Source organism: Oxynema aestuarii AP17 (genome assembly GCF_012295525.1).
Lineage (GTDB): Bacteria > Cyanobacteriota > Cyanobacteriia > Cyanobacteriales > Laspinemataceae > Oxynema > Oxynema aestuarii.
This window is the reverse complement of the sequence record NZ_CP051167.1, coordinates 3,931,395-3,957,258: the sequence shown is the minus strand read 5'-3', so window position 1 is coordinate 3,957,258 and position 25,864 is coordinate 3,931,395. Positions and strand designations below refer to the sequence as shown.

General features: G+C 52.5%; 12 protein-coding genes, 2 tRNA genes and 3 rRNA genes. 15 read left to right on the top strand and 2 right to left on the bottom strand.

Annotated elements, in window-relative coordinates; genetic code table 11:
* Window positions 1-73 precede the first annotated feature (73 nt).
* From HCG48_RS26125 to HCG48_RS16020, 8 genes are all read left to right on the top strand, one after another.
* Window positions 74-1,873 (top strand): M23 family metallopeptidase, encoded by a 1,800-nt coding sequence (locus tag HCG48_RS26125; RefSeq protein ID WP_246259586.1) that lies wholly within the window; start codon window positions 74-76, stop codon window positions 1,871-1,873.
* Between the two features lie 436 nt (window positions 1,874-2,309).
* Window positions 2,310-3,799 (top strand): 16S ribosomal RNA (locus HCG48_RS16050).
* A 131-nt stretch (window positions 3,800-3,930) separates the two neighbouring features.
* Window positions 3,931-4,004 (top strand) — tRNA-Ile (locus HCG48_RS16045).
* Between the two features lie 12 nt (window positions 4,005-4,016).
* Window positions 4,017-4,092 (top strand) — tRNA-Ala (locus tag HCG48_RS16040).
* A gap of 185 nt (window positions 4,093-4,277) precedes the next feature.
* A 23S ribosomal RNA gene (locus HCG48_RS16035) occupies window positions 4,278-7,166 on the top strand.
* A gap of 53 nt (window positions 7,167-7,219) precedes the next feature.
* Window positions 7,220-7,337, top strand: a 5S ribosomal RNA gene (gene rrf, locus HCG48_RS16030).
* Together the 16S, 23S and 5S rRNA genes with 2 tRNA genes alongside form the textbook arrangement of a ribosomal RNA operon.
* 315 nt (window positions 7,338-7,652) lie before the next feature.
* Entirely contained in the window at window positions 7,653-9,323 is a 1,671-nt protein-coding gene (gene mutL / locus HCG48_RS16025) for a DNA mismatch repair endonuclease MutL (protein ID WP_168570055.1), read from the top strand.
* A 311-nt stretch (window positions 9,324-9,634) separates the two neighbouring features.
* The gene (locus tag HCG48_RS16020) at window positions 9,635-11,590 is read left to right on the top strand and encodes an NACHT domain-containing protein (protein ID WP_168570054.1); all 1,956 of its coding nucleotides are present in this window, start codon (window positions 9,635-9,637) and stop codon (window positions 11,588-11,590) included.
* Window positions 11,591-11,599: 9 nt separating this feature from the next.
* Here the strand turns inward: HCG48_RS16020 and HCG48_RS16015 are convergent, their stop codons facing one another.
* Both HCG48_RS16015 and HCG48_RS16010 read right to left on the bottom strand, forming a co-directional pair.
* Window positions 11,600-12,793 (bottom strand): esterase-like activity of phytase family protein, encoded by a 1,194-nt coding sequence (locus HCG48_RS16015; protein ID WP_168570053.1) that lies wholly within the window; start codon window positions 12,791-12,793, stop codon window positions 11,600-11,602.
* A 7-nt stretch (window positions 12,794-12,800) separates the two neighbouring features.
* Window positions 12,801-14,297, bottom strand: a complete 1,497-nt coding sequence (locus HCG48_RS16010; protein ID WP_168570052.1) for a TM0106 family RecB-like putative nuclease — start codon at window positions 14,295-14,297, stop codon at window positions 12,801-12,803.
* A 421-nt stretch (window positions 14,298-14,718) separates the two neighbouring features.
* Between HCG48_RS16010 and HCG48_RS16005 the strand changes: the two genes are divergently transcribed.
* From HCG48_RS16005 to HCG48_RS15975, 7 genes are all read left to right on the top strand, one after another.
* Window positions 14,719-17,622, top strand: a complete 2,904-nt coding sequence (locus HCG48_RS16005; protein WP_168570051.1) for a response regulator — start codon at window positions 14,719-14,721, stop codon at window positions 17,620-17,622.
* 529 nt (window positions 17,623-18,151) lie between these two features.
* Window positions 18,152-19,372, top strand: a complete 1,221-nt coding sequence (locus HCG48_RS16000; protein WP_168570050.1) for an aminotransferase class V-fold PLP-dependent enzyme — start codon at window positions 18,152-18,154, stop codon at window positions 19,370-19,372.
* A 175-nt stretch (window positions 19,373-19,547) separates the two neighbouring features.
* Window positions 19,548-20,687: a glycosyl transferase gene (locus HCG48_RS15995; protein WP_168570049.1), complete on the top strand. Its 1,140-nt coding sequence runs from the start codon at window positions 19,548-19,550 to the stop codon at window positions 20,685-20,687.
* Window positions 20,684-21,247: a hypothetical protein gene (locus HCG48_RS15990; protein WP_168570048.1), complete on the top strand. Its 564-nt coding sequence runs from the start codon at window positions 20,684-20,686 to the stop codon at window positions 21,245-21,247. Before HCG48_RS15995 ends, HCG48_RS15990 begins: the two co-directional genes overlap by 4 nt.
* Entirely contained in the window at window positions 21,244-21,660 is a 417-nt protein-coding gene (locus HCG48_RS15985) for a hypothetical protein (protein ID WP_168570047.1), read from the top strand. Before HCG48_RS15990 ends, HCG48_RS15985 begins: the two co-directional genes overlap by 4 nt.
* Window positions 21,661-21,694: 34 nt before the next feature.
* On the top strand, window positions 21,695-22,114 hold the full coding sequence (locus HCG48_RS15980; protein WP_168570046.1) for a secondary thiamine-phosphate synthase enzyme YjbQ: 420 nt from the start codon (window positions 21,695-21,697) through the stop codon (window positions 22,112-22,114).
* 165 nt (window positions 22,115-22,279) lie between these two features.
* Window positions 22,280-25,804, top strand: coding sequence for a PAS domain S-box protein (locus HCG48_RS15975; protein ID WP_168570045.1), 3,525 nt, complete (start codon window positions 22,280-22,282; stop codon window positions 25,802-25,804).
* Window positions 25,805-25,864: the final 60 nt, after the last annotated feature.

The following is a 25,864-nucleotide window of genomic DNA, read 5'->3' as shown; positions in this document are numbered from 1 at the left end:
TTGCCAACCGTTATGCCGGGGGACACATCAACATCACCGATCCGCATTGCACGTCACACTTAAGTGAAATCAGATGAGCCAGCGAACTCAATTTGCCCGAACTCCCTTAAGCATCGTCTGTCAGTTTTCCCTACTCGTACAGGGATTTGCTTGGATTCCGATCGCCGGATCCCTCGATACTGACTTCAATCGAGCGCAAGCCCAAACCCCTTCCAATCCCATCGACCGCTTGGGGAGCGATGACTTTGTAACCGAACCTGTACCCTCCGAAGCCGCAGACCCCTACAGCGCTCCCGCTCCCGAACCCGCTCCCGAACCTTATGCCGCTCCGGCACAAGAACAATGGCAAGCGGCTCCCGAACCCGCTCCCGAACCTTATGCCGCTCCGGCACAAGAACAATGGCAAGCGGCTCCCGAACCCGCTCCCGAACCTTATGCCGCTCCGGCACAAGAACAATGGCAAGCGGCTCCCGAACCCGCTCCCGAACCTTATGCCGCTCCGGTAGAACAATATATTCCAGCCGAACCAATTGCGGCTCCCAGCCCCGGCGTTGCTCCAGAAACGTACCCGGTCAATCCATCCAACACGCAAGTATCCGGCGACTACGCCAACGTCTATATCGATCCGACGGACTACAGTATCGGCGCGACTGACCAAATCCCTGCCAGTCACTACGCCGAAGTGGAAGAAACCCCCTCAACCGTAGTTTTCAGCGAAAACTCTACAGGTTGCGAAACGGTTTTACCACCCGGTCAAGTCGTTTCCGGAGCCGGGTGTCAACCCACCGCCGACGCTTCCGGCACTCCTTACAATAATCGGAATCCAGCCAGTCCTCAGAATTATCCCATTGCCAACGAACAGCCCTCAGCCTATTCCGCACAACTGAGTCCCCAAGGCGGTTATGCCCCTAACCCAACCTCGACCGCTCGAAATAGTTCACCGGTTTATAACCAAGCTGCCCCAGCTTATGGTGTAGCAGCTCAACCCGCTCCATCTCAAGCTGCACCGGGTTATAACTATGTCCCGCCAACCCCCACCGGAGAGATCCAACCGATCCCGGTCGGGCCGGTCAGTATTAAGCGCAGTGGGATTCATCTGGCGACTAAAGCTTCTGCCAACCACTTCGATACTCGCAAGCTCGCCCGTCCGTCAGGACGTCCCGGTAATGGGGACAAGAGCATGATTTTCCCTCTGTCGATTCCCGCTCCTATTACTTCATTGTTTGGCTGGCGAATTCATCCGATTTTCGGCAACAGTCAATTTCATTCAGGGACGGACTTGGGGGCACCGATGGGAACGCCCGTTCTGGCGGCTTATACGGGTCAAGTGGCGATCGCCGATTGGTTGGGGGGCTACGGTTTAACGGTCGTTCTCGAACATAACGACGCTACAGAAGAAACCCTCTACGCTCATCTATCCGAATTGCTCGTCCAACCGGGGGAAAGCGTCAAACAGGGTCAGGTTATTGGCAGAGTAGGCAGCACGGGTAATTCTACCGGGCCTCACCTTCATTTTGAATGGAGGCAAATGACACCGGAAGGATGGGTGACACTCGATCCGGGAACCCAGTTAGAATATGCGCTCGCTCAGTTAGTACGGAGTTTGGAAATTGCCGACGCCCAAGGCTCGGATGAGTTAGCACGGACTGCGGAGACACTGCCGAATCTTCCATCGGAGATTTCTGGTCTTTTGAGCGGCGATCGTTTAGTTTCGAGTACGGCCATGCCGGAAATTGTGGTTCCCGCCAACCTCGATCCCGTTCTAGAGCAATTTTTGGCGACTCCTGGCGTCAACACCGAGCAGCAAACATCGTCTTTACCCCCGTCTTCTCCAGCTCCACTGAGCTCCAATCGTCCTCAAAGTTCCTCATAACCTAGCCGGGAGAGGCGATCGATCGCTCACTGTCTAGCCATATTGCCTGAAAAGCTCCTAAATTAGGAGCTTTTCTCATTTTTAGTCATTTTGAGACGATTGGATTTCTCAACAAAACTCCCATCTGCTCAACCCACACCCCACAAAAACCGAACTGCACCAACGAAAATCCAGGCAATCCAAGCCCCCAAAACCCCCCGAAAAAATTTTTTCCCAAAAAGGGTTGACAGAGAAAGAGGGGGTTGCTAGATTAGTAAAGCGCTTGAGAGCGGCAGCGCGCCGCGAGCAAGCGACCGAACCTAGACAACACAAGAGTTTGACAGTCGGATTGACCGACAACAACCTCGTCAAAAGAAACTAAAACAGAGGTCTGTTTTCAGACCTCAAAAACAAGAGCGAAATCAGCTCTTCAATTCTTTTCTGAAAAGAAGAGGATAACACGGAGAGTTTGATCCTGGCTCAGGATGAACGCTGGCGGTCTGCTTAACACATGCAAGTCGAACGGACTTCCTCGGAAGTCAGTGGCGGACGGGTGAGTAACGCGTGAGAATCTACCTGAAGGATGGGGATAACTGTTGGAAACGACAGCTAATACCCAATAAGCCGAGAGGTAAAAAGGAAACCGCCTACAGAAGAGCTCGCGTCCGATTAGCTAGTTGGGAGGGTAAAAGCCTACCAAGGCAACGATCGGTAGCTGGTCTGAGAGGACGAGCAGCCACACTGGGACTGAGACACGGCCCAGACTCCTACGGGAGGCAGCAGTGGGGAATTTTCCGCAATGGGCGAAAGCCTGACGGAGCAAGACCGCGTGGGGGAGGAAGGCCCTTGGGTTGTAAACTCCTTTTCTCGGGGAAGAAGAACTGACGGTACCCGAGGAAAAAGCCTCGGCTAACTCCGTGCCAGCAGCCGCGGTAAGACGGAGGAGGCAAGCGTTATCCGGAATTATTGGGCGTAAAGGGTCCGCAGGTGGCGGTTCAAGTCTGCAGTCAAAGGTCGGGGCTCAACCCCGAAAAGGCTGTGGAAACTGAACAGCTAGAGTACGGTAGGGGCAGAGGGAATTCCCAGTGTAGCGGTGAAATGCGTAGAGATTGGGAAGAACACCGGTGGCGAAAGCGCTCTGCTAGGCCGAAACTGACACTGAGGGACGAAAGCTAGGGGAGCGAAAGGGATTAGATACCCCTGTAGTCCTAGCTGTAAACGATGGAGACTAGGTGTGGCCTGTATCGACCCGGGCCGTGCCGGAGCTAACGCGTTAAGTCTCCCGCCTGGGGAGTACGCACGCAAGTGTGAAACTCAAAGGAATTGACGGGGGCCCGCACAAGCGGTGGAGTATGTGGTTTAATTCGATGCAACGCGAAGAACCTTACCAGGGCTTGACATGTCGCGAACCCCGGGGAAACCTGGGGGTGCCTTAGGGAGCGCGAACACAGGTGGTGCATGGCTGTCGTCAGCTCGTGTCGTGAGATGTTGGGTTAAGTCCCGCAACGAGCGCAACCCTCGTCCTTAGTTGCCAGCAGTAAGATGGGAACTCTAGGGAGACTGCCGGTGACAAACCGGAGGAAGGTGGGGATGACGTCAAGTCAGCATGCCCCTTACGTCCTGGGCTACACACGTACTACAATGGGAAGGACAGAGAGCAGCAAGTACGCAAGTGCAAGCGAATCTCGAAAACCTTGCCCCAGTTCGGATTGCAGGCTGCAACTCGCCTGCATGAAGGAGGAATCGCTAGTAATCGCCGGTCAGCATACGGCGGTGAATACGTTCCCGGGCCTTGTACACACCGCCCGTCACACCATGGAAGTTGGCCAGGCCCGAAGTCATTACCCTAACCTTACGAGGAGGGGGATGCCGAAGGCCGGGCTGATGACTGGGGTGAAGTCGTAACAAGGTAGCCGTACCGGAAGGTGTGGCTGGATCACCTCCTTTAAGGGAGACCCAAGTTTGGAAAAGGGAGAGGCAATCAAGACCCCCCAAAACCAAAGAATCCCGAGGTCGGTCGAGGTTAGAGAAGGAAAATCAGAAAAAGACTGTCAAACTCTTAGTGCGGTTCGCAGCGAGGGCTATTAGCTCAGGTGGTTAGAGCGCACCCCTGATAAGGGTGAGGTCCCTGGTTCGAGTCCAGGATGGCCCACCTAGAACCGGAGGGGGTATAGCTCAGTTGGTAGAGCGCTGCCTTTGCAAGGCAGATGCCAGCGGTTCGAGTCCGCTTACCTCCACCAACCATCGAGTTCAAAGATTAAGTTAGCTCAAAGCGAATTCAACACAGCACCCGTCATCTAGAAGGCAACAAAGAGCCGGAGTAGAGAAACGGAATGCTGGATTGAAACCCAGCAAAGAACCTTGAAAAAAGCATAGACACCAAGAGAAAAGCATAGGGAAAAAAATCCTAGAACAAGCCAAAAGTGGTCAAGCTACAAAGGGCTAACGGTGGATCCCTAGGCACGTCGAGGCGAAGAAGGACGTGGTGACCGACGAAACGCTCCGGGGAGCTGGAAACAAGCATCGAGCCGGAGGTCTCCGAATGGGGCAACCCCAAGCACGACCCATCGAATCCATAGATGGGAACGAGCGAACCTGGCGAACTGAAACATCTTAGTAACCAGAGGAACAGAAAGAAAAATCGATTCCCTCAGTAGCGGCGAGCGAAGCGGGAACAGCCTAAACCGAAGACATTAAGTCATCGGGGTCGTGGGACGGCAACAACGAGAGTAGAGGCAGTAGACGAAGCGGCTGAATACCGCACCAGAGGGGGTGAAAGTCCCGTAGTCGAAACCGCCAACCCCTCAGCCGAATCCCGAGTAGCACGGAGCCCGTGGAATTCCGTGTGAATCAGCGAGGACCACCTCGTAAGGCTAAATACTCCGACGTGACCGATAGCGAAACAGTACCGTGAGGGAAAGGTGAAAAGAACCCCGAGCAGGGGAGTGAAATAGAACCTGAACCCGTTAGCCTACAAGCAGTGGGAGGACGATTAAACGTCTGACCGCGTGCCTGTTGAAGAATGAGCCGGCGAGTTATTAGACGAGGCTAGGTTAAGGCCGAAAGAGCCGCAGCCCGAGCGAAAGCGAGTCCGAACAGGGCGTAAACCGTCTCGTTTAATAGACCCGAACCCGGGTGATCTAACCATGTCCAGGATGAAGCTTGGGTAACACCAAGTGGAGGTCCGAACCGACCGATGTTGAAAAATCGGCGGATGAGGTGTGGTTAGGGGTGAAATGCCAATCGAACCCGGAGCTAGCTGGTTCTCCCCGAAATGCGTTGAGGCGCAGCGGTCGAAGATGATGACGAGGGGTAAAGCACTGTTTCGGTGCGGGCTGCGAGAGCGGTACCAAATCGAGACAAACTCAGAATACTCGTCAAGAAAGCGACCAGTGAGACGGTGGGGGATAAGCTTCATCGTCGAAAGGGAAACAGCCCAGACCACCAGCTAAGGTCCCCAAATGACCGCTCAGTGATTAAGGAGGTGAGAGTGCACAGACAACCAGGAGGTTGGCCTAGAAGCAGCCACCCTTGAAAGAGTGCGTAATAGCTCACTGGTCAAGCGCTCTGGCGCCGAAAATGAACGGGGCTAAGCGGTCTACCGAAGCTGTGGAACGAGCAATCGTTGGTAGGGGAGCGTTCCCCGACGGGAGAAGCACTAGCGAGAGCAGGTGTGGACGTCGGGGAAGTGAGAATGTCGGCTTGAGTAGCGCAAACATTGGTGAGAATCCAATGCCCCGAAACCCTAAGGGTTCCTCCGGCAGGTTCGTCCGCGGAGGGTTAGTCAGGACCTAAGGCGAGGCCGAAAGGCGTAGTCGATGGACAACGGGTGAACATTCCCGTACGGATTGGAGTTGGCGCGGGAGGACGGAGTGGGTCGAGACCAGCCGGAAGTTGGTTACCGGTTCAAGTGTTCGAGACGAAGACCGACGGCGAAAACGTCGGGAGTTAAGGCACGAGTACGAGACCTTACGAGGTCGAAGTGGTACAGATCGAACTTCCAAGAAAAGCCCCAACCGCCATAAGCTTCAATTCCCTGTACCCGAAACCGACACAGGTAGGGAGGTTGAGAAAACCGAGGGGCGCGAGCTAACTCTCTCTAAGGAACTCGGCAAAATGGCCCCGTAACTTCGGGAGAAGGGGTGCCCCCTGATGGGGGGTCGCAGTGAAGAGGCCCAGGCGACTGTTTACCAAAAACACAGGTCTCCGCCAAGTCGCAAGACGCTGTATGGAGGCTGACGCCTGCCCAGTGCCGGAAGGTTAAGGAAGTCGGTCAGCCCTGCGGGGTAAAGCTGGCGACCGAAGCCCCGGTGAACGGCGGCCGTAACTATAACGGTCCTAAGGTAGCGAAATTCCTTGTCGGGTAAGTTCCGACCCGCACGAAAGGCGTAACGATCTGGGCGCTGTCTCGGAGAGAGGCTCGGCGAAATAGGATTGTCTGTGAAGATACGGACTCCCTGCACCTGGACAGAAAGACCCTATGAAGCTTTACTGTAGCCTGGAATTGGCTTCGGGCTTCGCTTGCGCAGCATAGGTGGGAGGCGTGGAAGGTTTCCTTGCGGGGAAACTGGAGCCATCACTGAGATACCACTCTGGCGAAGCTAGAAGTCTAACCTCGACCCCTCAGCGGGGGGAGGAACCGTTTCAGGTGGGCAGTTTGACTGGGGCGGTCGCCTCCTAAAAGGTAACGGAGGCGCGCAAAGGTTCCCTCAGGCTGGTTGGAAATCAGCCGTCGAGTGTAAAGGCACAAGGGAGCTTGACTGCGAGACCTACAAGTCGAGCAGGGACGAAAGTCGGCCTTAGTGATCCGACGGTTCCGAGTGGAAGGGCCGTCGCTCAACGGATAAAAGTTACTCTAGGGATAACAGGCTGATCTCCCCCAAGAGTTCACATCGACGGGGAGGTTTGGCACCTCGATGTCGGCTCATCGCAACCTGGGGCGGAAGTACGTCCCAAGGGTTGGGCTGTTCGCCCATTAAAGCGGTACGTGAGCTGGGTTCAGAACGTCGTGAGACAGTTCGGTCCATATCCGGTGCAGGCGTAAGAGCATTGAGAGGCGCCCTCCTTAGTACGAGAGGACCGGGAGGGACACACCGCTGGTGTACCTGTTATCGTGCCAACGGTAGACGCAGGGTAGCCATGTGTGGCGTGGATAACCGCTGAAAGCATCTAAGTGGGAAGCCCACCTCAAGATGAGTGCTCTGGTGGAGTTAATCCAGTAAGGTCCCGGGCAGATTACCCGTTGATAGGCGTTAGGTGGAAGTCCTGCAAGGGATGTAGCCGAGACGTACTAACCGACCGAGCGCTTGACCTCTTTTCTCTCTTGGTTGTCTTTGCTTTTTTGAAGGTTTTTCCTTCTCTCTCTTTCCGGGTGCCTATGGCCTTGAGGCCCCACTCCGATCCCTTCCCGAACTCGGTTGTGAAACTCAAGTACGGCCACGATACTTGGAGGGTTGCCTCCTGGGACAATAGCTCGCTGCCCGGTTCTTTATTCAGTGATAGCCCCTTTATTCCTAGGTTTCTCTAGTCGGATAAAGGGGCTATTGTTGTTTTGGAAAGTAGCTATTATAGCCGTCAGACGATATTTCCACGGTAAAGATTGAGAAAATTGAGAAAGAGGATAAGTAACATCGCCTATTTTTCTTTTATTTTCAATAAACTTCATATTTCATAACTTAAATAGGATTAAATTGGCTATAGAAATCGGTTAAAGAAGGTTAAAAAAGCTGAAAATAAACTGGAATAAACTGGAAAATAAACTGGAAAAATAGAGTTTAATTAAACATCAACTTTGGAGTTCATGGCATCTTCTATTCAATATTTACCTAGGGAAGTTGTCTATACGATCGCGGCTGGAGAAGTCATTGATTCGATCGCCGCAGGTCTTCGAGAACTTATAGAAAATGCTATTGATGCTGATGCTACTCGCATCGTGATTTCACTGTGGCCCGATCGCTGGAGCCTGAGAGTCGTCGATAACGGCAGTGGGATGAATTTAGAGAATTTAAAATTAGCGGCTGCCGCTCATACGACCAGCAAAATTCACCATTTAACAGATTTGTCCCAAATTAAAACCTTGGGCTTTCGGGGTGAAGCGCTTTACAGTTTAGCGCATTTGGCAAAATTAGATATTTTCAGTCGATCGCGGGATGGGGAAGCGTGGCATATCATTTACGACGAGCAAGGATTACCCGTAGACATCGAACCGACAGCGATCGCCCCCGGTACAATTGTTAACGTTTCTAATTTATTTGCCAATTGGGAAGCGCGGCGTCAGGGGCTACCTTCAATGTCTCAACAATTAAAAGCCGTACAGTTAACCCTTCAACAAATGGCCTTGTGTCACCCTAACGTGACCTGGATTGTCAAGCAAAACGATCGCCAATGGATGACCCTCACTTCCGTTAAAAGTCCGCGAGAAAGGTTGCCTCAAATTTTAGGAAATCTCGATCTCAGCGACCTCAAATCCGAACAATTGCACTTTGAAAACGGAACCATCGACCTCGTTTTAGGATTACCCGATCGCGCTCACCGACGGCGACCGGATTGGATCAAAGTCGCCGTTAACGGTCGAGTCGTTCGCTGCCGAGAATTAGAACAAACCATTATTTCAAGCTTTGCCCGTACCTTACCGCGCGATCGCTATCCGATTTGCTTCTTACACCTCAAATTACCCCCAGATCGAATTGATTGGAATCGACATCCTGCTAAAACCGAACTCTACTTGCACGATTTAGCGGATTGGCAAGAACAGGTCAAACAAACCATCGCCCAATGCCTCAAACTCAACGATCCTAGCCTCGATCCGGACAGTCAAAAACGAACGACTCAATTACTCAAAGTTTCCGAAGAAAAAGCAGCGTATCGCATTGAAAAAAAACTGAATTCATCACCAGAACAACAACAAAATATCGCCGAGCAACCCGCTTTAATTCCCTTACGAGCTGTCGCGCAAGTAAATAAAACCTATATCGTTGGCGAACATGAAAATGGTCTTTGGTTAATCGAGCAACATATTGCTCACGAGCGAATTTTGTATGAAGAACTTTGCGATCGCTGGCAAATTGTTCCTGTCGAAACTCCCATTATTCTCAACCAACTCACGACCGTACAACTCGAACAACTCGATCGCTTGGGACTTGAAGTCACGCCGTTTGGCAATGATTTGTGGGCGATTCGATCGGTTCCTCAACTGTTAGCAGAACGAGAGGATTGTAGCGATGCTTTAATCGAACTGAGTTGCGCTGGAGACTTGCAAGCGGCTCAAGTTGCAACCGCCTGCCGGAGTGCAATCCGTAATGGCATGACCTTAACCGTTCCCGAAATGCAAACGATTCTCGATCGCTGGCAACGAACCCGCCATCCCCACACCTGTCCCCACGGACGACCCATTTATTTAGCCTTAGAAGAATCGAGCTTGGCACGTTTTTTCCGCAGACAGTGGGTTATCGGTAAAAGTCACGGAATTTAATCAATTCGTGCTGGATTCGGGATTAAAATAAATTGACACTTTACAACTTAGATGTAAGTTAGATGCAGCAATTTTGCCGGATAGATGGCTTATCCGTGCCAATCGTCACGATCGCGCCAAACCTGCCAAACATAGAGCCTAAATTGTCTAGAAAAAAATCCGGGCTAGATTCTCGCCGCCACAGTCACGATCGCCGACCATGGCGTTACGCAAGACCGTGAAAAATCAACTCAGATAAAGATCCGAGTGCAAGATGTCCATTTCGCCTGTAAATTGGTAATCATTACTGCGCTCAACGAGTGACATCTACCATGCCTAAAATTCGTCCGACCTCTGTCTGTCTGCTGACAATATTATTCAATGGCTTGGTGACGATCGCGATTGTCCGTCAACTGGGCGATTTTCCAGATTTGTCCGTTGTAATCGCACTATTGAGTATTTGCTTTGCAGTCATATTTGGCTCCATCGAGAAATTACCCGGCGCTTCGGAACTCAACTGGTTTTGGAGCGCTCCTTTAGTCCCTTTTTTCGTCAACCTCGTCATTTACGCTTACTTGACGATCGCCCCTTTAGATCTCAATTCTACTCAAACCAGTATTTATTTATCTTTACTCTTATTTTTCCTCGGGACGGGTCTACCCGCGATCGCGATTGTCGTCAGACGTTGGTCGGCGTGGAAACATGCAACAATTTCTGATAAAAGCCAACTTTTAGCTGCCGTAGAACGTGAAATAGAATCGCGCTGGCAACAGTCGCTCCATCATGCCGTTTTCTCTCATTTGGCGATCGATCGCAGCACGCCGACAGCACGAAGATTGTGGGATGTAGAACTCAAATTAGGTAAAAAAGCTAGAGAAAAACTTGACAAACAAGCCGACCTCCTAGATGTCTTTAAAGACCGCAAAATTCCGGGAAAATTATTAATTTTAGGAGGATTGGGTTCGGGAAAAACAACGACCTTATTACAGTTAGGAAAAAGCTTATCTGAAAAAGCACAGTCCGACGCTCGATCGCCTCTCCCGGTCTTAGTCGAATTAACGCGGTGGCAAAGGGGAGCAAACGCGATCGATTGGCTCGCAGAAACCATCGCTAAGAAATATAAAATCAACCGAGAAAAAGTTAAATTTTGGCTAAACAACGGCGCGATCGTTCCCCTACTCGATGGACTAGAGCAGCTCGACCTTGCGAACCAGGAAGACTGTATTGACGCAATTAACCAAGCACGTAAAGCTGATGGCAAACCCTTACCTTTAATTGTTTGTCACCGAATGGATTTATATCAAAAATGCGAACGGCGTTTACGCTTGCGAGGGGCGATCGGATTGCGGTTGCTCAAAATTGACCAAATAGAGGATTATTTGCTCAATTCCAGAAGTCGAGAACTTTGGGAAAACATTAAAGATAGCCCGGAACTGTTGGCGTTAGCGAAAAAACCCTTATTACTCAATGTAATGACCTTAGCCTATGAAGAAATTCTCATTCATTCGTGGAAACGCTTAACTTGTTTCGACGATCGCAGCGAATATGTTTTGAATGCTTTTATTCGTCGCCAGTCCGTGAACCCCGATCGCTCCCACTGGTATCCGAAAGGAAAAGAACCGACGCCACAGCAAACGCGCCAATGGCTTAAATGGCTGGGAGAAACCCTAGTCAAACGACGAGAAAGCGAGTTTGCGATCGAAGAAATCCCACCGATTTTACTCCATTCTCCCGCTTCCAATACTTTATATCCGATCGCGTTACTTCTCCTCTTAGCCTTAGCCTATACTCTAATCTTTGCCCTCTTATATGGGAGCGATCGGACTCAAACTTACTTGCCTTTATTCGCGATCGCCTCGATTGTTTTTATCTTAACAATGGCGCCTTATTCTAAAAAAATACAACTCGCTCCCATTGCCGATAAAAACTTGTGGCTGTGGTCGATCGCCCCGGTTATTTGTGCCTTAATTGGATGGTTGAGTTTGCGCGTGAGCGAACTAGTTTGGTTTGCGATTCAAAATGCCGAGAATCCCGCTATGTTTTCCGGAATTCTGCGAGCGAGCAAACTGCTCCCGGTTCTCGGACTGGTAGTCACATTAGCGGCGGCACTTCCGGGAATTAAACATTTGAGTTTGCGGTTAATTCTCTGGCGTAAAGGCGATATTCCTTGGAACTTAAAACGGTTTCTCAATTACGCGACCGAGCGCTTATTTTTGCAGAAGATCGGCGATCGTTATCGATTCGTCCACGAGCTCTTTCAGGAGCATTTTATTAACAGTCGTCCTTAAACGAGTTTTTTACAGTGAATCCGGATCGACGGAAAACACGATGATTTGGGTAAATTGAAAGGGATTGAAGTTATTGTCGGAAACTAACACGAGCGATCGCCGTCCGTCGGGTAAGGGTGGTCCCCAGGTCATCCCTTCGAGATTATCTAAGGGAATTCCCAAGCTGTTTAAATCTAAAACAAGACGTTTTTCGACGGGGACGATCGCCGGATCCAGGGGCCATTGAATGGCGTCGATTTGTTCGATTGGGGTCGCCGCCGTTAAATCGATCGCAAATAAGCGAATGGTATTGCCAACCCCTGCGGAATAAGACCGTTCCAAACTCAACAGGCGGCGTTCGTCCAAGGCGACTAATTCGACTAAACCATTACTTTTAAAGCCGTCGGCGGGGTTGGGTTCGTCGGCGATCGCCTCGGTGAGATAAATATATTCGCGATCGCAACGTCGGGTATCGAGATCGCAACGGAGCAAACGTGAGGGAGAACCTTGACGGGTATCGGCGATCGGTCCGTCTTGGACGAGTGCATTTTCCGTTGCCGAAAATAGATAGCGACCGTCAGGAGTGAGTGCGAGACTTTCAAAGGCTAAATTATGACGGATTCCTCGACGACGATCGCGATCGGGTAAAAACTTTTCGGGAAGGGGAAGCGAGGCGATCGCCTGTCCGGACAGGGAGAACGACTGGAGAAAGGGAGACACGGAAAAACGGAGGTCTCCTTCGGAAGATATCCACAAAGTGCGGTCGCTTGTCCGAGCAATTCCTTCCAAATCGACTTGAAATTCGCCGAAAGGACGACCGTTGTTATCGGTTACGGGAGTAACGGCGACAGGAGTGACGCCGAAAGGGTCGAGGTCGATGTTGAGGGTATAAAAGCGGGGAAATCCCGGTGCTTGGCGGTCGTCGGAGATGGCATAGTAAAGATCCCGTTCGCTGTCGTAAGTGATGCCGGACAGGCCGCCGATTTCGGTGCCTTCAAACTCAGTCCCCGTGCGGAATGAGGCTTGTCCGAGCAAGGCGAACGCGGCGGGGGCGGGGGGTTGACTTTCGGCGCGTCCTCGGGGCAGGTCGTCGCAACCGCTCAGGGCGATCGCGGCGCACAATAAACAGAGATTGGCTTTATACAAATATCGCGCTTTTGTCCGAGGGGCAATCGTCTTCCAGAGATGCCGAGCGAACGCCGGGGGGTGAAATTCGATCGTCATGTTGTCGTCAAGAATAATAGTTATTCGTTTGTAAAAACTCGACTAACCAATCTTTCACCCAATAGGTGGCGCGACAGTCATCCTCGTTATAGATCGCGATCGAATCGAGATAAGCCCGATCGCCCGTTTTGAGCCAGCGATCGTACCAAAAAACACATTGGGCGCCACTGGCGCGGCGATCGCGCCACTCGAACCCCACCCAGCGCGCGATCGATTTGAGGGCGTAATTTTCCACGGGAAGCACGGCGCTGCGGGTGACGCGTTCGTGGATATCGATAAAGCGGTTGAGAACGGGACGCCAGCGATGGGAGGGCGTTCCATACCGCTTGGCGAGTTGGCGAAACGCTTTGACCTCGTAGTTGCAAAAGTGGAAGATCGGGGCGATCGGATAAGTCCAGACTAAATCTAAAAACTGGTTCCAGACCGTACCTTCCTCCTGGGGGTTTTCGGCGAGAAAGGGATAAAACGTTTGTTTGGGGCGATCGCCGCGATCGAGGGGGCGACGGTCTACCACTAAAACGCCGTGTAAGAAATCTAACCCCAATTCCGGTTGAGCTTCGATATCGAAATATAATTCCACCGGAGAGACCGGGAGTTCTGCCGCCGTCAACCCGGTGCTGTCCGGTTTGACCAAGGCGCACCTTTCCACGGCGGCGCGCGCCTGAAAGACCAACAAACGCGCTATATCCTTGGGGTCTACATTTCCCGTGGTCGCCGGATCGAACGCCGCCGCGAGCCGATCGCACGGGGTCGAGGCGAGGGTTTCGAGAGTGGTAATTTGGGCTTGTTGCAGTTGGCGGTAGCGGGTGGGAGTGACACCGGGTAACAGGGACAAATGCTGATTTTCCGAGGCGATCGCGTAGCAACTGCTCAACCAGTCGCATAAAGAACACGGATGGCGCGCCAGAAAAACTTCCGGTTCCTCCCGTCGTTCTAAGATGGCCAGACATTCGGCTAAAATACGCCGCATTTGGGGCAAATACTGGGAGAGAGAAACAGTATATTCGTCGCGATCGCGGAAAAACAGGGTCGCGCGATCGGGCCAGCATTGTTGAATTTCAGATAACAATTGGGCGTGAAACGCCGCAATCACTTGATATTCCCGTTTGGGGCGTTTGCTGAACTTGATATCTTTGGGGATGTAATGCCACGATCCAAAGCGGGATTCCCCCGGTTCTTTCACTAACAAATCCGGACAACTCACCAGAGTGGTGCCGTTTTCCGTTTCGACCAGTAACACCCCTTGATAGATCTGCTCGATTCCCCGTTCCATCAACGTCAGGGTGGATCGAGCTCCGGCGAACCAATCGCGGTACGGATACTGGGGGCGTTGGTAAGGGGGTTGGGACTCCAAAACCGTTTTTTGATAGTCGCGACTGTCTGCTTGCAGTTTCAACAGAAAATCGTTTGGGGGATCGCGATCGCTCGGATCGCCATAGAGATTGAGAAAAGCACGGCGCCGACAACGTTGGTAATCGAACAGAACAGAATCAGTAAGCAGCATGAATTGTAGATCGGCAACGATCGCTCGGGAGATCCCGGTCACCTCGATCGATTTGAATTCTCCGAATCCGAACGCCTTCGCCAAGCGACGCCGGAGGCGTATCGCCAGACAACCCCGAGAGGACGATCCGCGAAACCCCATTCGGAAGGGGACAATTTCAAACGATCCACTCTCCAACATACCGCGCAATCCCCCAAGCGTGCCAGACAGCCGCTAAACTCGAAACAGATCGACTCGATCCGAATCGAACTGTGCCAATGAGATCGGGGCGATCGGCACGGACCCAACCCAGAGATCGCTTTCCTTGACTAGCACGATCGTGAGACCCGTCTGCTTTTGGGAAGTCAAATCGAATCATTTTGGGCATCCTAATTGGAAACGACTGCCAAACCCGTTGAGATTTTGAGATCCTGTTATCGCCATGTCCTCGCCAGAGTTCCCCTCTTCTCCCGCTCGTCGGCTCAACCTACTCTACATCACCTCTCTGAGTGTCGTGGCGATCGTGTCGGTCGCGGGCAATCTTTTCGTCGATCGCGCGATTCGGTCTCAAGCGCCCTATTCTCAAGCAATTAACATTGCCGGACGCCAGCGAATGCTCAGTCAAAAATTGAGCAAAAACGCTCTCGCCGTCGAAGTTGCGCGCACGACCGACCGGGAAATCCCCACGGATCTCGACGGCTTCCAAACCGCCTTAGACCAATTCCGACAAGCCCATCAGGGATTGCAGCAAGGGGATCCCCAACTGCGTTTGCAAGGGAACCCGAGCGATCGCATCGGTCAAGCCTTTAACGAGGTCGAACCGGACTATCAAGTTCTCGTGCAAAGCGCTCAAGAACTGATCGACCTGCTCGCTCGATCGCCCGCCACGACCACCGACGAACAAGTCGGCGCCCTCGTTCGCCAAATCCTCGATCGCGAAGACGACTTTCTCGCCGGAATGGAAACCATCGTCGCCCTTTACGAAGGCGAAGCGCGATCGCAACTGGCTCAACTGCAACGGCTTCAAAACTTACTCCTCGCCGTGATTCTGTGCGTTCTCCTCTTAGAAGCCTTCGCGATCTTCCGCCCTACCGTGCGACAATTACGCAATTACATCGACGAATCGATCGAAGCGCGAGAACGAAGCGCCGAGCAACTGAGCGAACTCGAAGAAAGCAACGAGCGACTCGATAACGCTTTGCAAGTAGCGTACTCGGCGACGCGGCTCAAATCGGAATTTCTCGCCAATATCAGTCACGAACTGCGAACGCCGATGAATGCGGTGATGGGAATGACGCGGTTGTTGTTGGATACCCCGCTCAATCCGGAACAACAAGATTTGACCGAAACTATTCTCGACAGTTCCGAAACCCTGCTGGCGACGATCGAGGATTTGCTCGACTTGTCCGAACTCGAAGCGGGCCGAATGGTTCTCAATTTGCAACCGTGCGACTTGCGCCAGTGCGTTGAAAAAACCCTGGCCCTGGTGGCGCCGGAAGCAGCCCGCAAGTCGCTCAATTTGGCCTATCAGATGGACGAGACCACGCCGAGGGTAGCGATCGCCGACGTCCGTCGCTTGCAGCAAATTTTGCTAAATTTACTCGGCAATGCGATTAAATTTACGGAAGTTGGCGAAGTTAGCGTCAGCATAACGGCGGAGGAGATGGGCAATTGGTCCTGGTCCGCCGGACATCTGCTCGCGCAACTGGCGCGCCCGGAGAAGTCCGGCGCTGAGGCAGAAAATCCAACCTATTATGAAATTCACTTTGCGGTTAAAGATACTGGAATCGGCATTCCACCGGAGAAGACCCACCGCCTGTTTCGCTCGTTTTCGCAGGTGGACGGCTCGACCACCCGTTCTCACGGCGGAACGGGATTGGGACTGGCAATTTCCAAGCGCTTGAGCGAGTTGATGGGCGGTCGCATGTGGGTAGAAAGTGAGGTCGGGGTCGGTTCGACCTTCGGCTTTGCGATCGCGGTGCCGGAAGTCCAAAAATCGCCGCAAGTTTACGAACGCGGCGAAGATCCGAGGTTGGCGGGGAAAACGATCGCGCTGTTGGTGTCTAATACTACCAATCGCGAGATTTTGCGCGATCGCGCCACCGGATGGGGGATGAACGTGCGCGTGGCCACCAGTGCGGCGGAAGTCGATCGAGGATTGGAAGGCGGCGATCGCCTCGATGGGGCGATCGTCGAAGTGGGCTCGGACACGAGCAATGGGGAAGCCTTATGGCGACAATTGCAGCAGCAACAGCCCGATCTTCCCCTCTTGCTGCTCGGTTTTCCCTCGCAATTGGACGGGAAACTCGCCGGGGACAGGTTTTTTCCTTTATACAAGCCGTTGGGTTTGGAATCGTCTTACTGGGCTTTAGTCGGGGCGATCGCCCGAGAAAAGCCGCCCGTCGATCTGCGTGCTCCCTCGAAAGACTCTCCGACCCCCCAGTTCGATCCCAAAGTGGCGGCGGCGATCGGCGATTTGTCCGTGCGCCGTCTCGATGCGGAATTTGCCCGCCGGATTCCCCTGCGGATTTTGGTGGCGGAAGATAATGCGGTCAACCGCAAAGTGGTTCTCAAGTTATTAGAACGTCTCGGTTACGTGGCGGATGCAGTCGGCGACGGCGTAGAGGCGGTCGAAGCGGTGAAAAAAGACGCTTACGACGCGATTTTAATGGACGTGCAGATGCCGCGCATGAGCGGGATCGAGGCAACTCGAGCGATCGTGCGGGAGTTCGACGCCGATCGCCGTCCCCGGATTATCGCACTCACCGCCGGGGCGATGGAAGGCGATCGCGCCCAATGTCTGGCGGCGGGAATGGACGATTATTTGAGCAAACCCGTTCGCGTGGAAGCTTTACAAACGGCTCTTGAGCGTTTGCTCTTCCCCGTCGTTCAAGATGCCCTCGACGGGACGGTTCCCCCCTCGTCTGCGCCCTCCTCTGCGTCCTCTCCATCGGTCGAGGCGGTTCCCGAGGCGATCGCGCCGTCTTACATTCCGACGGTGGATCTCAAACGGTTGACCCGCCTGCGTTACGAACTCCAAGCCCCTGGGGAACCGGATGTGGTTACGGAATTAATTGAAATGTTTTTAGAAGATACGATTCCCCTGTTAAAAAATATTCGCGAAGCCTTGGAACAAAATAATCCAGAAGCCTTAAAAGAAGCCGCCCATACCCTCAAAGGTAGTAGCGGGAATTTAGGGGCGGTCGCCTTGTCCGGCATGTGTAAAACCATTCAGTTAAAAGCCGCCGAGGGGTATTTAGATGGAATCCAGGAAGATATTACTAACTTAGAAACTGAATTTTTACGAGTCAAAAAAGTTCTAGAAACGCAAAAGATCGAAGGTTGAACGATAAAAAAATAATAAAAATACAGATCGATTGTTTTTTTATAGAGGGCGATCGCCGATATCAAAAATCCACAAATATCAATCGTACACTTAAGGAATTGGAATACAAATTACCTATAAAAATCTATTTTCAAAATAAAAAATACCTATCGATAAATTTTTTATAAACACAATAAACAAATATCCTAGTTGAGGTTTATAAGAAATACTCAAATAATCCTATATTTTGGGATTGTAGTAACTTATTAACTGAGGGAATTATACCGATTTTCAAAAATAATGAGAGAGATCGAGGTTTTAGAAAAATGGTATTACCCGCGATCGCTCTCAACCAGTTTACAGACAATTCCCCGATCGACTAAAAACTAAAAACATAGACAATTGACTCGATTGACAATGATTGTTCGTGACGGTGTAAGGCGATCGCCCCTCAATCCGAGTGAAAAATAATGACCCTCAAACATCGAATCCCTTAACGGTGTAGAGAGGGCAATGGTACGCTTAAAAGTGCTGTAACGAAAGGAATTTTATGACCGATCCTTTGACCCGTATCGAAGAATACCGAAGTCAATTTTCAGCCCTCGCGAATAAAGCCTATTTTAACTATGGCGGTCAAGGTCCACTGCCGCAACAGGCATTAGAGGCGATCGCCCAGTCTTATCGAGATATCCAACAACTCGGGCCGTTCTCGGGACAAACCAACGCCTGGATCGTGCGCGAAGCGACCGCGACCCGGGAGGCGATCGCCGTCGAACTCGGCGTCCCTCCCCACACCATTACCTTGACCGAAAATGTGAGCGTCGGCTGCAATATCGTCTTGTGGGGTCTCCCCTGGCAAGCCGGAGACGGTATTTTAATCACCGATTGCGAACATCCGAGCATCGTGGCTGCCGTTCGGGAGTTGCAGCGCCGTTTTCGCCTGGAAGTGACGGTCTGTCCCTTGAGAGAAACCCTCAATCGGGGCAATCCCGTTGAAGTGCTAGCCCAGCACCTCACTTCACATACACGACTGATCGTTCTCAGTCATATTTTATGGAATACAGGTCAAGTCTTGCCCCTCGATCGCCTCGTGCGGGTCTGCCACGATTGGGGCGCCCAAAGTATGCACTCGCGCAAAGCAAAAGTCTTAGTCGATGCCGCTCAATCCGTCGGCGTCCTCCCCTTAAAACTGGCTCGATCCGATGTCGATTTTTATGCCTTTACCGGACATAAATGGTGGTGCGGTCCCGAAGGCTTGGGAGGACTTTATATCAGTTCCGAAGCTGCAACCAGTTTGCATCCGACCTTTATCGGGTGGCGGGGGATTGAGGTGAACGAAACCGGAGAACCGATCCGCTTCAAACCCGACGGACGGGTATTTGAGGTGGCCACTTCCGCCTATCCTTTATATGCAGGACTGCGATCGGCGATCGCCGTTCACCACCAATGGGGAACCGCCGAAGAACGTTACCAAAAAATCTGCGATCGCAGTAAATTGCTCTGGGAAAAACTTCAAAATTTCCCGGAAGTTCACTGCCTGCGAACGTCCCCTCCCGAATGCGGCTTAGTGTCCTTTCAACTCTCCTCAAACCCGGAAGAAAGAACCAAACTGCATCGAGAATTAGTCAAATTCTTAGAACGAGAACAGCAAGTTATGGTTAGAACTATCCTCAATCCCAACTGTGTTCGAGCCTGCGTTCATTATTTCACCACCGATCGAGAAATCGAGCAGCTCGCGATCGGGATCGATCGATTTTTACGTCAATTTTGACACAGTCGCTAAAGAAAAACAGCCCGTCCCGAGTACGGGCAAGATCGGGGCTTGCCCAAAATGCCAAAAGGCAGAAGGAACTCGGGAAATAATCCGAATCCCACGCGAGGGAAACTCGACCCTTCCCACTCCCCCAATTTCAAAGTTCAACCCTAAACGTCCCTAACATCCAATCGTGTCTCGACCTACTCTCTACATCGCCATTACCAACCACGGTTTCGGTCATGCCGTTCGCGCCGCCTCCGTCGCTGCCGAAATTCAACGACTCAATCCCGAAATCTTGCTCGTCCTGGTGACCACGGCCCCGCGTTGGTTGCTCGAATCTTATATCCCAGGGGATTTTATCGTGCGTCCCCGGGGGTTGGACGTCGGCGTGATTCAGTCCGACAGCATCCAAATGGATAAAAATGCAACCCTCGCCAAACTGCGCGAGGTCCGGAAACGACAAAACGAAATTATTGCCGCAGAAGTTAATTTTATCAAACTGAATCGGGTGGGATTGGTTCTCGGCGATATTCCGCCGTTAGCGGCACCGATCGCCCGTGCGGCGGGGATTCCCGGGTGGATGCTCGGTAATTTCGGCTGGGATTTCATCTATCGACCGTGGGGGGGCGAATTTGAGGCGATCGCCGATTGGATTGGCGAGTGTTTCCATCAATGCGATTTGCTATTTCGCCTGCCTTTTTGCGAACCGATGAGCGCTTTTCCCCACCATACCGAAGTTGGATTGACCGGGGGGACGCCGCGTTACGATCTCGACGCCATCCGCGCTCATTGGCACTTAAAGGCGCCCCCAGAAAAAACCGTTTTACTCACCTTTGGCGGTTTGGGACTCGATCGCATTCCTTATCAAAATTTAGCCCAGTTTCCGGACTGGCAATTTCTCAGTTTTGATGCTAAAGCTCCGGATTTACCAAACTTAATTAAAATTAGTCGAGACGGATCGGATATGGGCAATCCCGATTCTGTTTTTCAACATATTCGTCCCGTCGATTTTATGCCCTTATGCGGGCGGGTCATTTCCAAACCGGGATATAGTACCTTTGCCGAAGCGTGTCGCTTAGAAATCCCGATTGTTTCCCTGACCCGAGAAGATTTTGCAGAATCGCCGATTTTAGTGGAAGCTTTGAGAAATAACGCTTACCATAAAGTTGTGACCCCAGCAGAATTTTTCGAGGGAGAGTGGGATTTTCTGCGCCAACCGCTCGATCCCCCTCGTGAATCCAATCAAATTTTAAAAGATGGATCCCTCGCGATCGCGCGTGCTGTCGTCAACCATTTTGCGACTCACTCACCGCCTCCTCACCCACAATGACCCTCACCGTTAATTCGTTATTGAAACAAATTGCCGATCCGACTCAATCTAACTCGTCAGCTACCCTAAAATTAGCCGTCCGGGACGTGCGAATGGTTCTCGAAGAACAGCGAGAACAAATTCAGCGTTTGACCACCAAATTAAATATTTTATTTGTTACCAATGGGGCATTACTGACCAGTTTGACCCTTTCGCATCTGGTACTCGTCCCGAGTTTGTTCACGATTGTGGAATTACTCGGATTTCTGATTAACTTTACCCTGTTGATTAATGCCTTTTTGCCGCGTCAGTTAGCCGTGACGCCCAATTTGGGCGATCGCAAGTTTCTCGAACGCTATCTTTCCCTTCCTCCCGACCAATACCAAATTCAGATGCTCGTCAATTGGGTCGAGACTTATAATGCCAATAAGCAACGTCTAGATGACGTCTCCCAGTCCCTATCATACTCGGCCTATGTCACCTGGATTCTGGCCTTGACGATTTTACTCGATTTGGTCGTTGCGAATTTCTTCCCGCAAATGCAAAACTTGCAGATCTTGTTAGACAGTTTTTCGTTATGACTTCCGACCGCGAAGGTGGCAAAAAACCACCGAACGAACCGATCCAACTGCCAGAACCAGATCCGGACAATATCACGGTTTTGACGAACAAACTCCCCAACGAACCGATCCTCCCCTGGAATCGTTACGATTCCCCCTGGCGCGAACCTGAAGAAGAAACGAGCAAAGCCAAACGGGGCAAAAAGAAAAAGCGCAAGCGCCAGGAAGGGGAGGATCGAGATGGCGACAACAAAGCCGGGGAAAAGGAGGATCCGACCCTAGGAGAAAACCGTTTTTCTGGCGATCGCGAAGCCTCTGCCAAGCCAAATTGCCCCTCTGGCAAGATCGACGCCGAAACGGATGTCGAACCGGAGGAAAACGGCGATGCGTCAAGGGACTCGCTTCGCGATCGCCCGGAATCCTCCCTAGAATAAATCCCATTTTAAACTTTAATTTTCAAGGGCGCTCATGAGCCACTATCAAAAATATCTCAAACTACAAACAACCGGAAAATCGCTATCAAAAATTACGGCAAAAGTCGAAGAGGTCGTCGCCCAATCCGGGATCGAAACGGGATTGTGTACGATTTTTTTGCGGCATACTTCGGCGAGTTTGCTAATCCAAGAAAATGCCGATCCCGACGTGCTGCACGATCTAGAGAACTTCTTTGCCGATTTAGTCCCCGAATCGCGGCGCTATCTGCACAGTACGGAAGGCCCGGACGACATGCCCGCCCACATCCGCACGGCGCTGACCCAAACTTCGCAACAAATTCCGGTCAGCCGAGGGCGATTGGTTCTGGGAACCTGGCAGGGGATTTACCTATGGGAACATCGCGATCGCGGACATTACCGAGAAATTGTCATTCACGTTTCCGGAGAATCGTAGGCGAGAGCGGTGTGGGGTGACAGGAGCGGCGATCGGGGGGTCTACACCCCTAACTTCCCAAATCTAAACTCTAAAATGGAAGCGAATCAACGATCCGCCGGGAAAACAGTACGGACGCCACTGACGCTCTTCGTACGACTCGGGAAAAGACAAGGAACTTAGCACATGTCTGGTTTAGATTCCAATCGGGTCAACCCTGTGAATCAAGGCGCAGCCAATGGGGGCGAGTTAGACCCGTTCTTCGAGCTCGCTCCCGATTGCATGGCACTCGCCAACCGCGACGGGCAGTTACAACGGGTAAACGCTTCCTGGGAGCGATGTTTCGGCCATCCCGACCGGGGGGGGTGCCGAGACGTTTTCGCGATCGCCCATCCCGACGATCGCCCGCAACTCGAACGAGACTGGGCCAGTTTGACCCCGGAGAACCCGCGCGCCGAGTGGGAACGTCGCTGTCAGTTATCCGCACGGGGCGATCGCCGCCTCCGGTGGATCGTGCAATCTCATCCCAACGGCGAATCGGTCTATCTCGTCGGTCGAGAACTCGACGATCCCGCGCCTCCTCCGGCGCTGGCGGCGAGGCGATCGCCCCAGACCGACCGCCTCGCCGCCATTGTCGCCGCCTTGCCCCAGCCGATTTACCTGCTCGATCGCGAGACCCGAGTGCTGACGACCAACGACGCCGGGGCGCGGCTGTGGGGTCACTCTCCCGAGAGCGTCCGAGGCAAACCCTTGAGCGAATTTCCCTTACCTGCGGGCAGTTGCGAGGCGATCGCCGCCCTCCACCAGCACGTCTTCGAGACCGCAAAACCCCGCAAAAGCGAACTGCCCTGGAAGTCGGGCAAACTCAGCCGGGAATACGAAATTACGGCGATTCCCATGACCTGGACCGAGGCAACCGCCACCCCAGAAGAGATCGACGGCGCGCTCATCGTCGTGCAAGATGTGGGCGATCGCAAAGCCCTGCAAAAAGAACTCGCCTGGCGCGAGGAACTCTGGCGGGCCTTTTTCTCCTCGGCCCCGGCGGGAATGGCGATCTTAAACCACCAACTGCGCTACGTACAGATCAACGAACGCCTCGCCGAAATGAAAGGCTTGTCCGTGAGCGAACAGTTGGGCAAAGCCTTTGCAGAAGTGATGCCGAACATCGCCAAAAACTTCGAGCCGATCATGCGCTTGATCTTAGCCAGTGGCGAACCGATGCTCAATATCGAGGTGAGCGGACAAGTCGGCACCCAAACCGAAAATCGCACCTGGGATGCGTCTCTGTTTCCCTTGTTCGGCAGCGACGATCGCCCCAAAGGACTCGGCTTGATTATGGTAGACATTACCGATCGCAAGCAAGCCGAAGCCGAACTCAAAGCCGCTCAGACGCGCTTGCAAAACCTGCTCGCCGCGAGTCCGATGGTGCTTTACAGTTGCGATCCCCAACAAGATTATCGCCCCACCTTCATCAGCGAAAATATCGAAGCGCAAATGGGCTATTCCCCCCAAACCTTTCTAGACAACCCGGGATTTTGGGAAGAATGCGTCCATCCGCAAGACCGCGATCGCCTCGGCGAAGTTTTGCACCACCTCGAAGGACGCAACACCCTCAGCCTCGAATATCGATTTGGCGATGCCCGAGGCAATTATCGCTGGTTGCTCGACGCGATCGAAGTCCTGCGCGATCGCCACGGTCAGCCCGTCGAAATCGTCGGTTGCTTGCAAGACATCACCGAACGCAAACAAGCCAGCATCATTCAAGAAGAACTGCTCAGACGCAACGAATCTCTCGTCGAAGCCCTCGGCGAAATCGTTTACGATTACTTCGTCTCTACCGAATTTATCGTTTGGGATGGCGCCTACACCGCCGTTTTGGGATACAGCCCCGCCGAAATGGTCACCGATGCCAAAATTTCCTGGCTCGATCGCGTCCACCCCGACGATCTCGACGGCGTATTCAAAGAACTCGACAAAGCCGTTGACGGTCGCCGTCTCTACAACATCGAATATCGCTTGCGCCACCGAGACGGCTTTTACCTGTGGATGCACGATAAAGGCGCCATTCACTACAACGAACGCGGCGAAGCCGAGCGGATCGTCGGCATCTTAACGAACATTACCGAACGCAAGCAGGCCGAACAAGCGTTGCGCGATTCCGAAGCCCGCTTTCGCCAAATTGCCGAACGCGAAGCCCTCCTCAACCAACTCACCGAACAAATTCGCACCTCTCTCGAACTCGACACGATTTTAGAAACCGCCGTCACGGCGATCCGCCAACTGCTCTATATCGATCGCTGTCACTTTATTTGGTTTCACCGCGCCGACGAAGCGGACGACGCCACAATTAAGATGGCGGATTCGGAAAGCTGCGAGATCTCCGGGATCGCACCGGGACAGTCGTACTGGGAAATTGTCAAGGAATCCCGACGGGAAGACCTCGGCGATTTTGTCGGCTGTTACCCGCAAATCTTAGATCCCCAACTGAGCGATCGCCTCCTGGCCCTCGAACCGATCCGCCTCGACGATCTCGGCGACCTCCCGACTCCCTCCAGCTATCGCCTCTGTTCCGAATGGAATTACACGGCTTTAGTCCTGCTGCCCTTGCAAACCCTCGGCGGCGAAATCGGCGCGATCGCCTGCGGTCACCATAGCGGCCCGCGACCGTGGAAAAACGCCGAAATCGAACTGCTTCAAGCCGCCGCCAACCAACTGGCGATCGCCATCCACCAAGCCGAACTCTACAAAAAAGCGACCCTCGCCGCCAGCCAAGCGCAAGCCCAAACTAAACAACTCGAAGCCACCTTGCGCGAATTGCAACAAACCCAAACCCAACTGATTCAAACTGAAAAAATGTCCAGTTTGGGGCAGATGGTCGCCGGGGTCGCCCACGAAATTAACAATCCCGTCAATTTTATTACCGGGAATTTGCAACACGCCGACGAGTACATCAAAGACCTGCTCGGCTTGATCGAACTCTACCGCCAGCACTATCCCGATCCCGTCGAGGAAATCGAGGAGGAAGCCGAGGCGATCGAAGTCGATTTTTTAATCGAAGATTTGCCCAAACTCCTCTCTTCGATGAAAGTCGGCGCCGATCGCATTCGCGAAATCGTGCGGAGTTTACGCAACTTCTCCCGCCTCGACGAAGCCAAAATGAAGCCTGTCGATATTCACGAAGGCATCGAAAGCACTTTATTAATCCTCCACAATCGCCTCAAAGGGAAAGGCGAAAAACCGGAAATTAAAATCGTCCGCGATTACGACGAGTTGCCTTTAGTCGAATGTTATGGCGGCGAACTCAATCAAGTGTTTATGAATCTGCTCGCCAACGCGATCGACGCCCTCGAAGGTCAACCGCCGCCGCATAGGATTACGATTCGCACTTTGAGAAAAGCCCCTCAACCCGATGGAGATCCCGCGATCGCCCCCACCGAACCCAACTCCTCGGAAAGGGTTTTTATTTCGATCTCCGATAACGGTCCGGGGATGAACGAAGAGGTCAAAGCTAGTTTGTTCGACCCCTTCTTCACCACCAAACCCGTCGGAAAAGGCACCGGATTGGGACTGGCGATTAGCTATCAAATTGTCGTAGACAAACATCAAGGTCAACTCTGGTGCGAATCCCAACCCGATCGCGGCGCCAAGTTTTGCATCGAAATTCCCGTGGCGCCATCGCCGACACCGCCCCCGGAAACGCTCCCGTGTTAAACCCGATTAAGATCGCAGGGTAAGCATCGACATCGACCTCTCCCCCTCTTGAGTTATCGA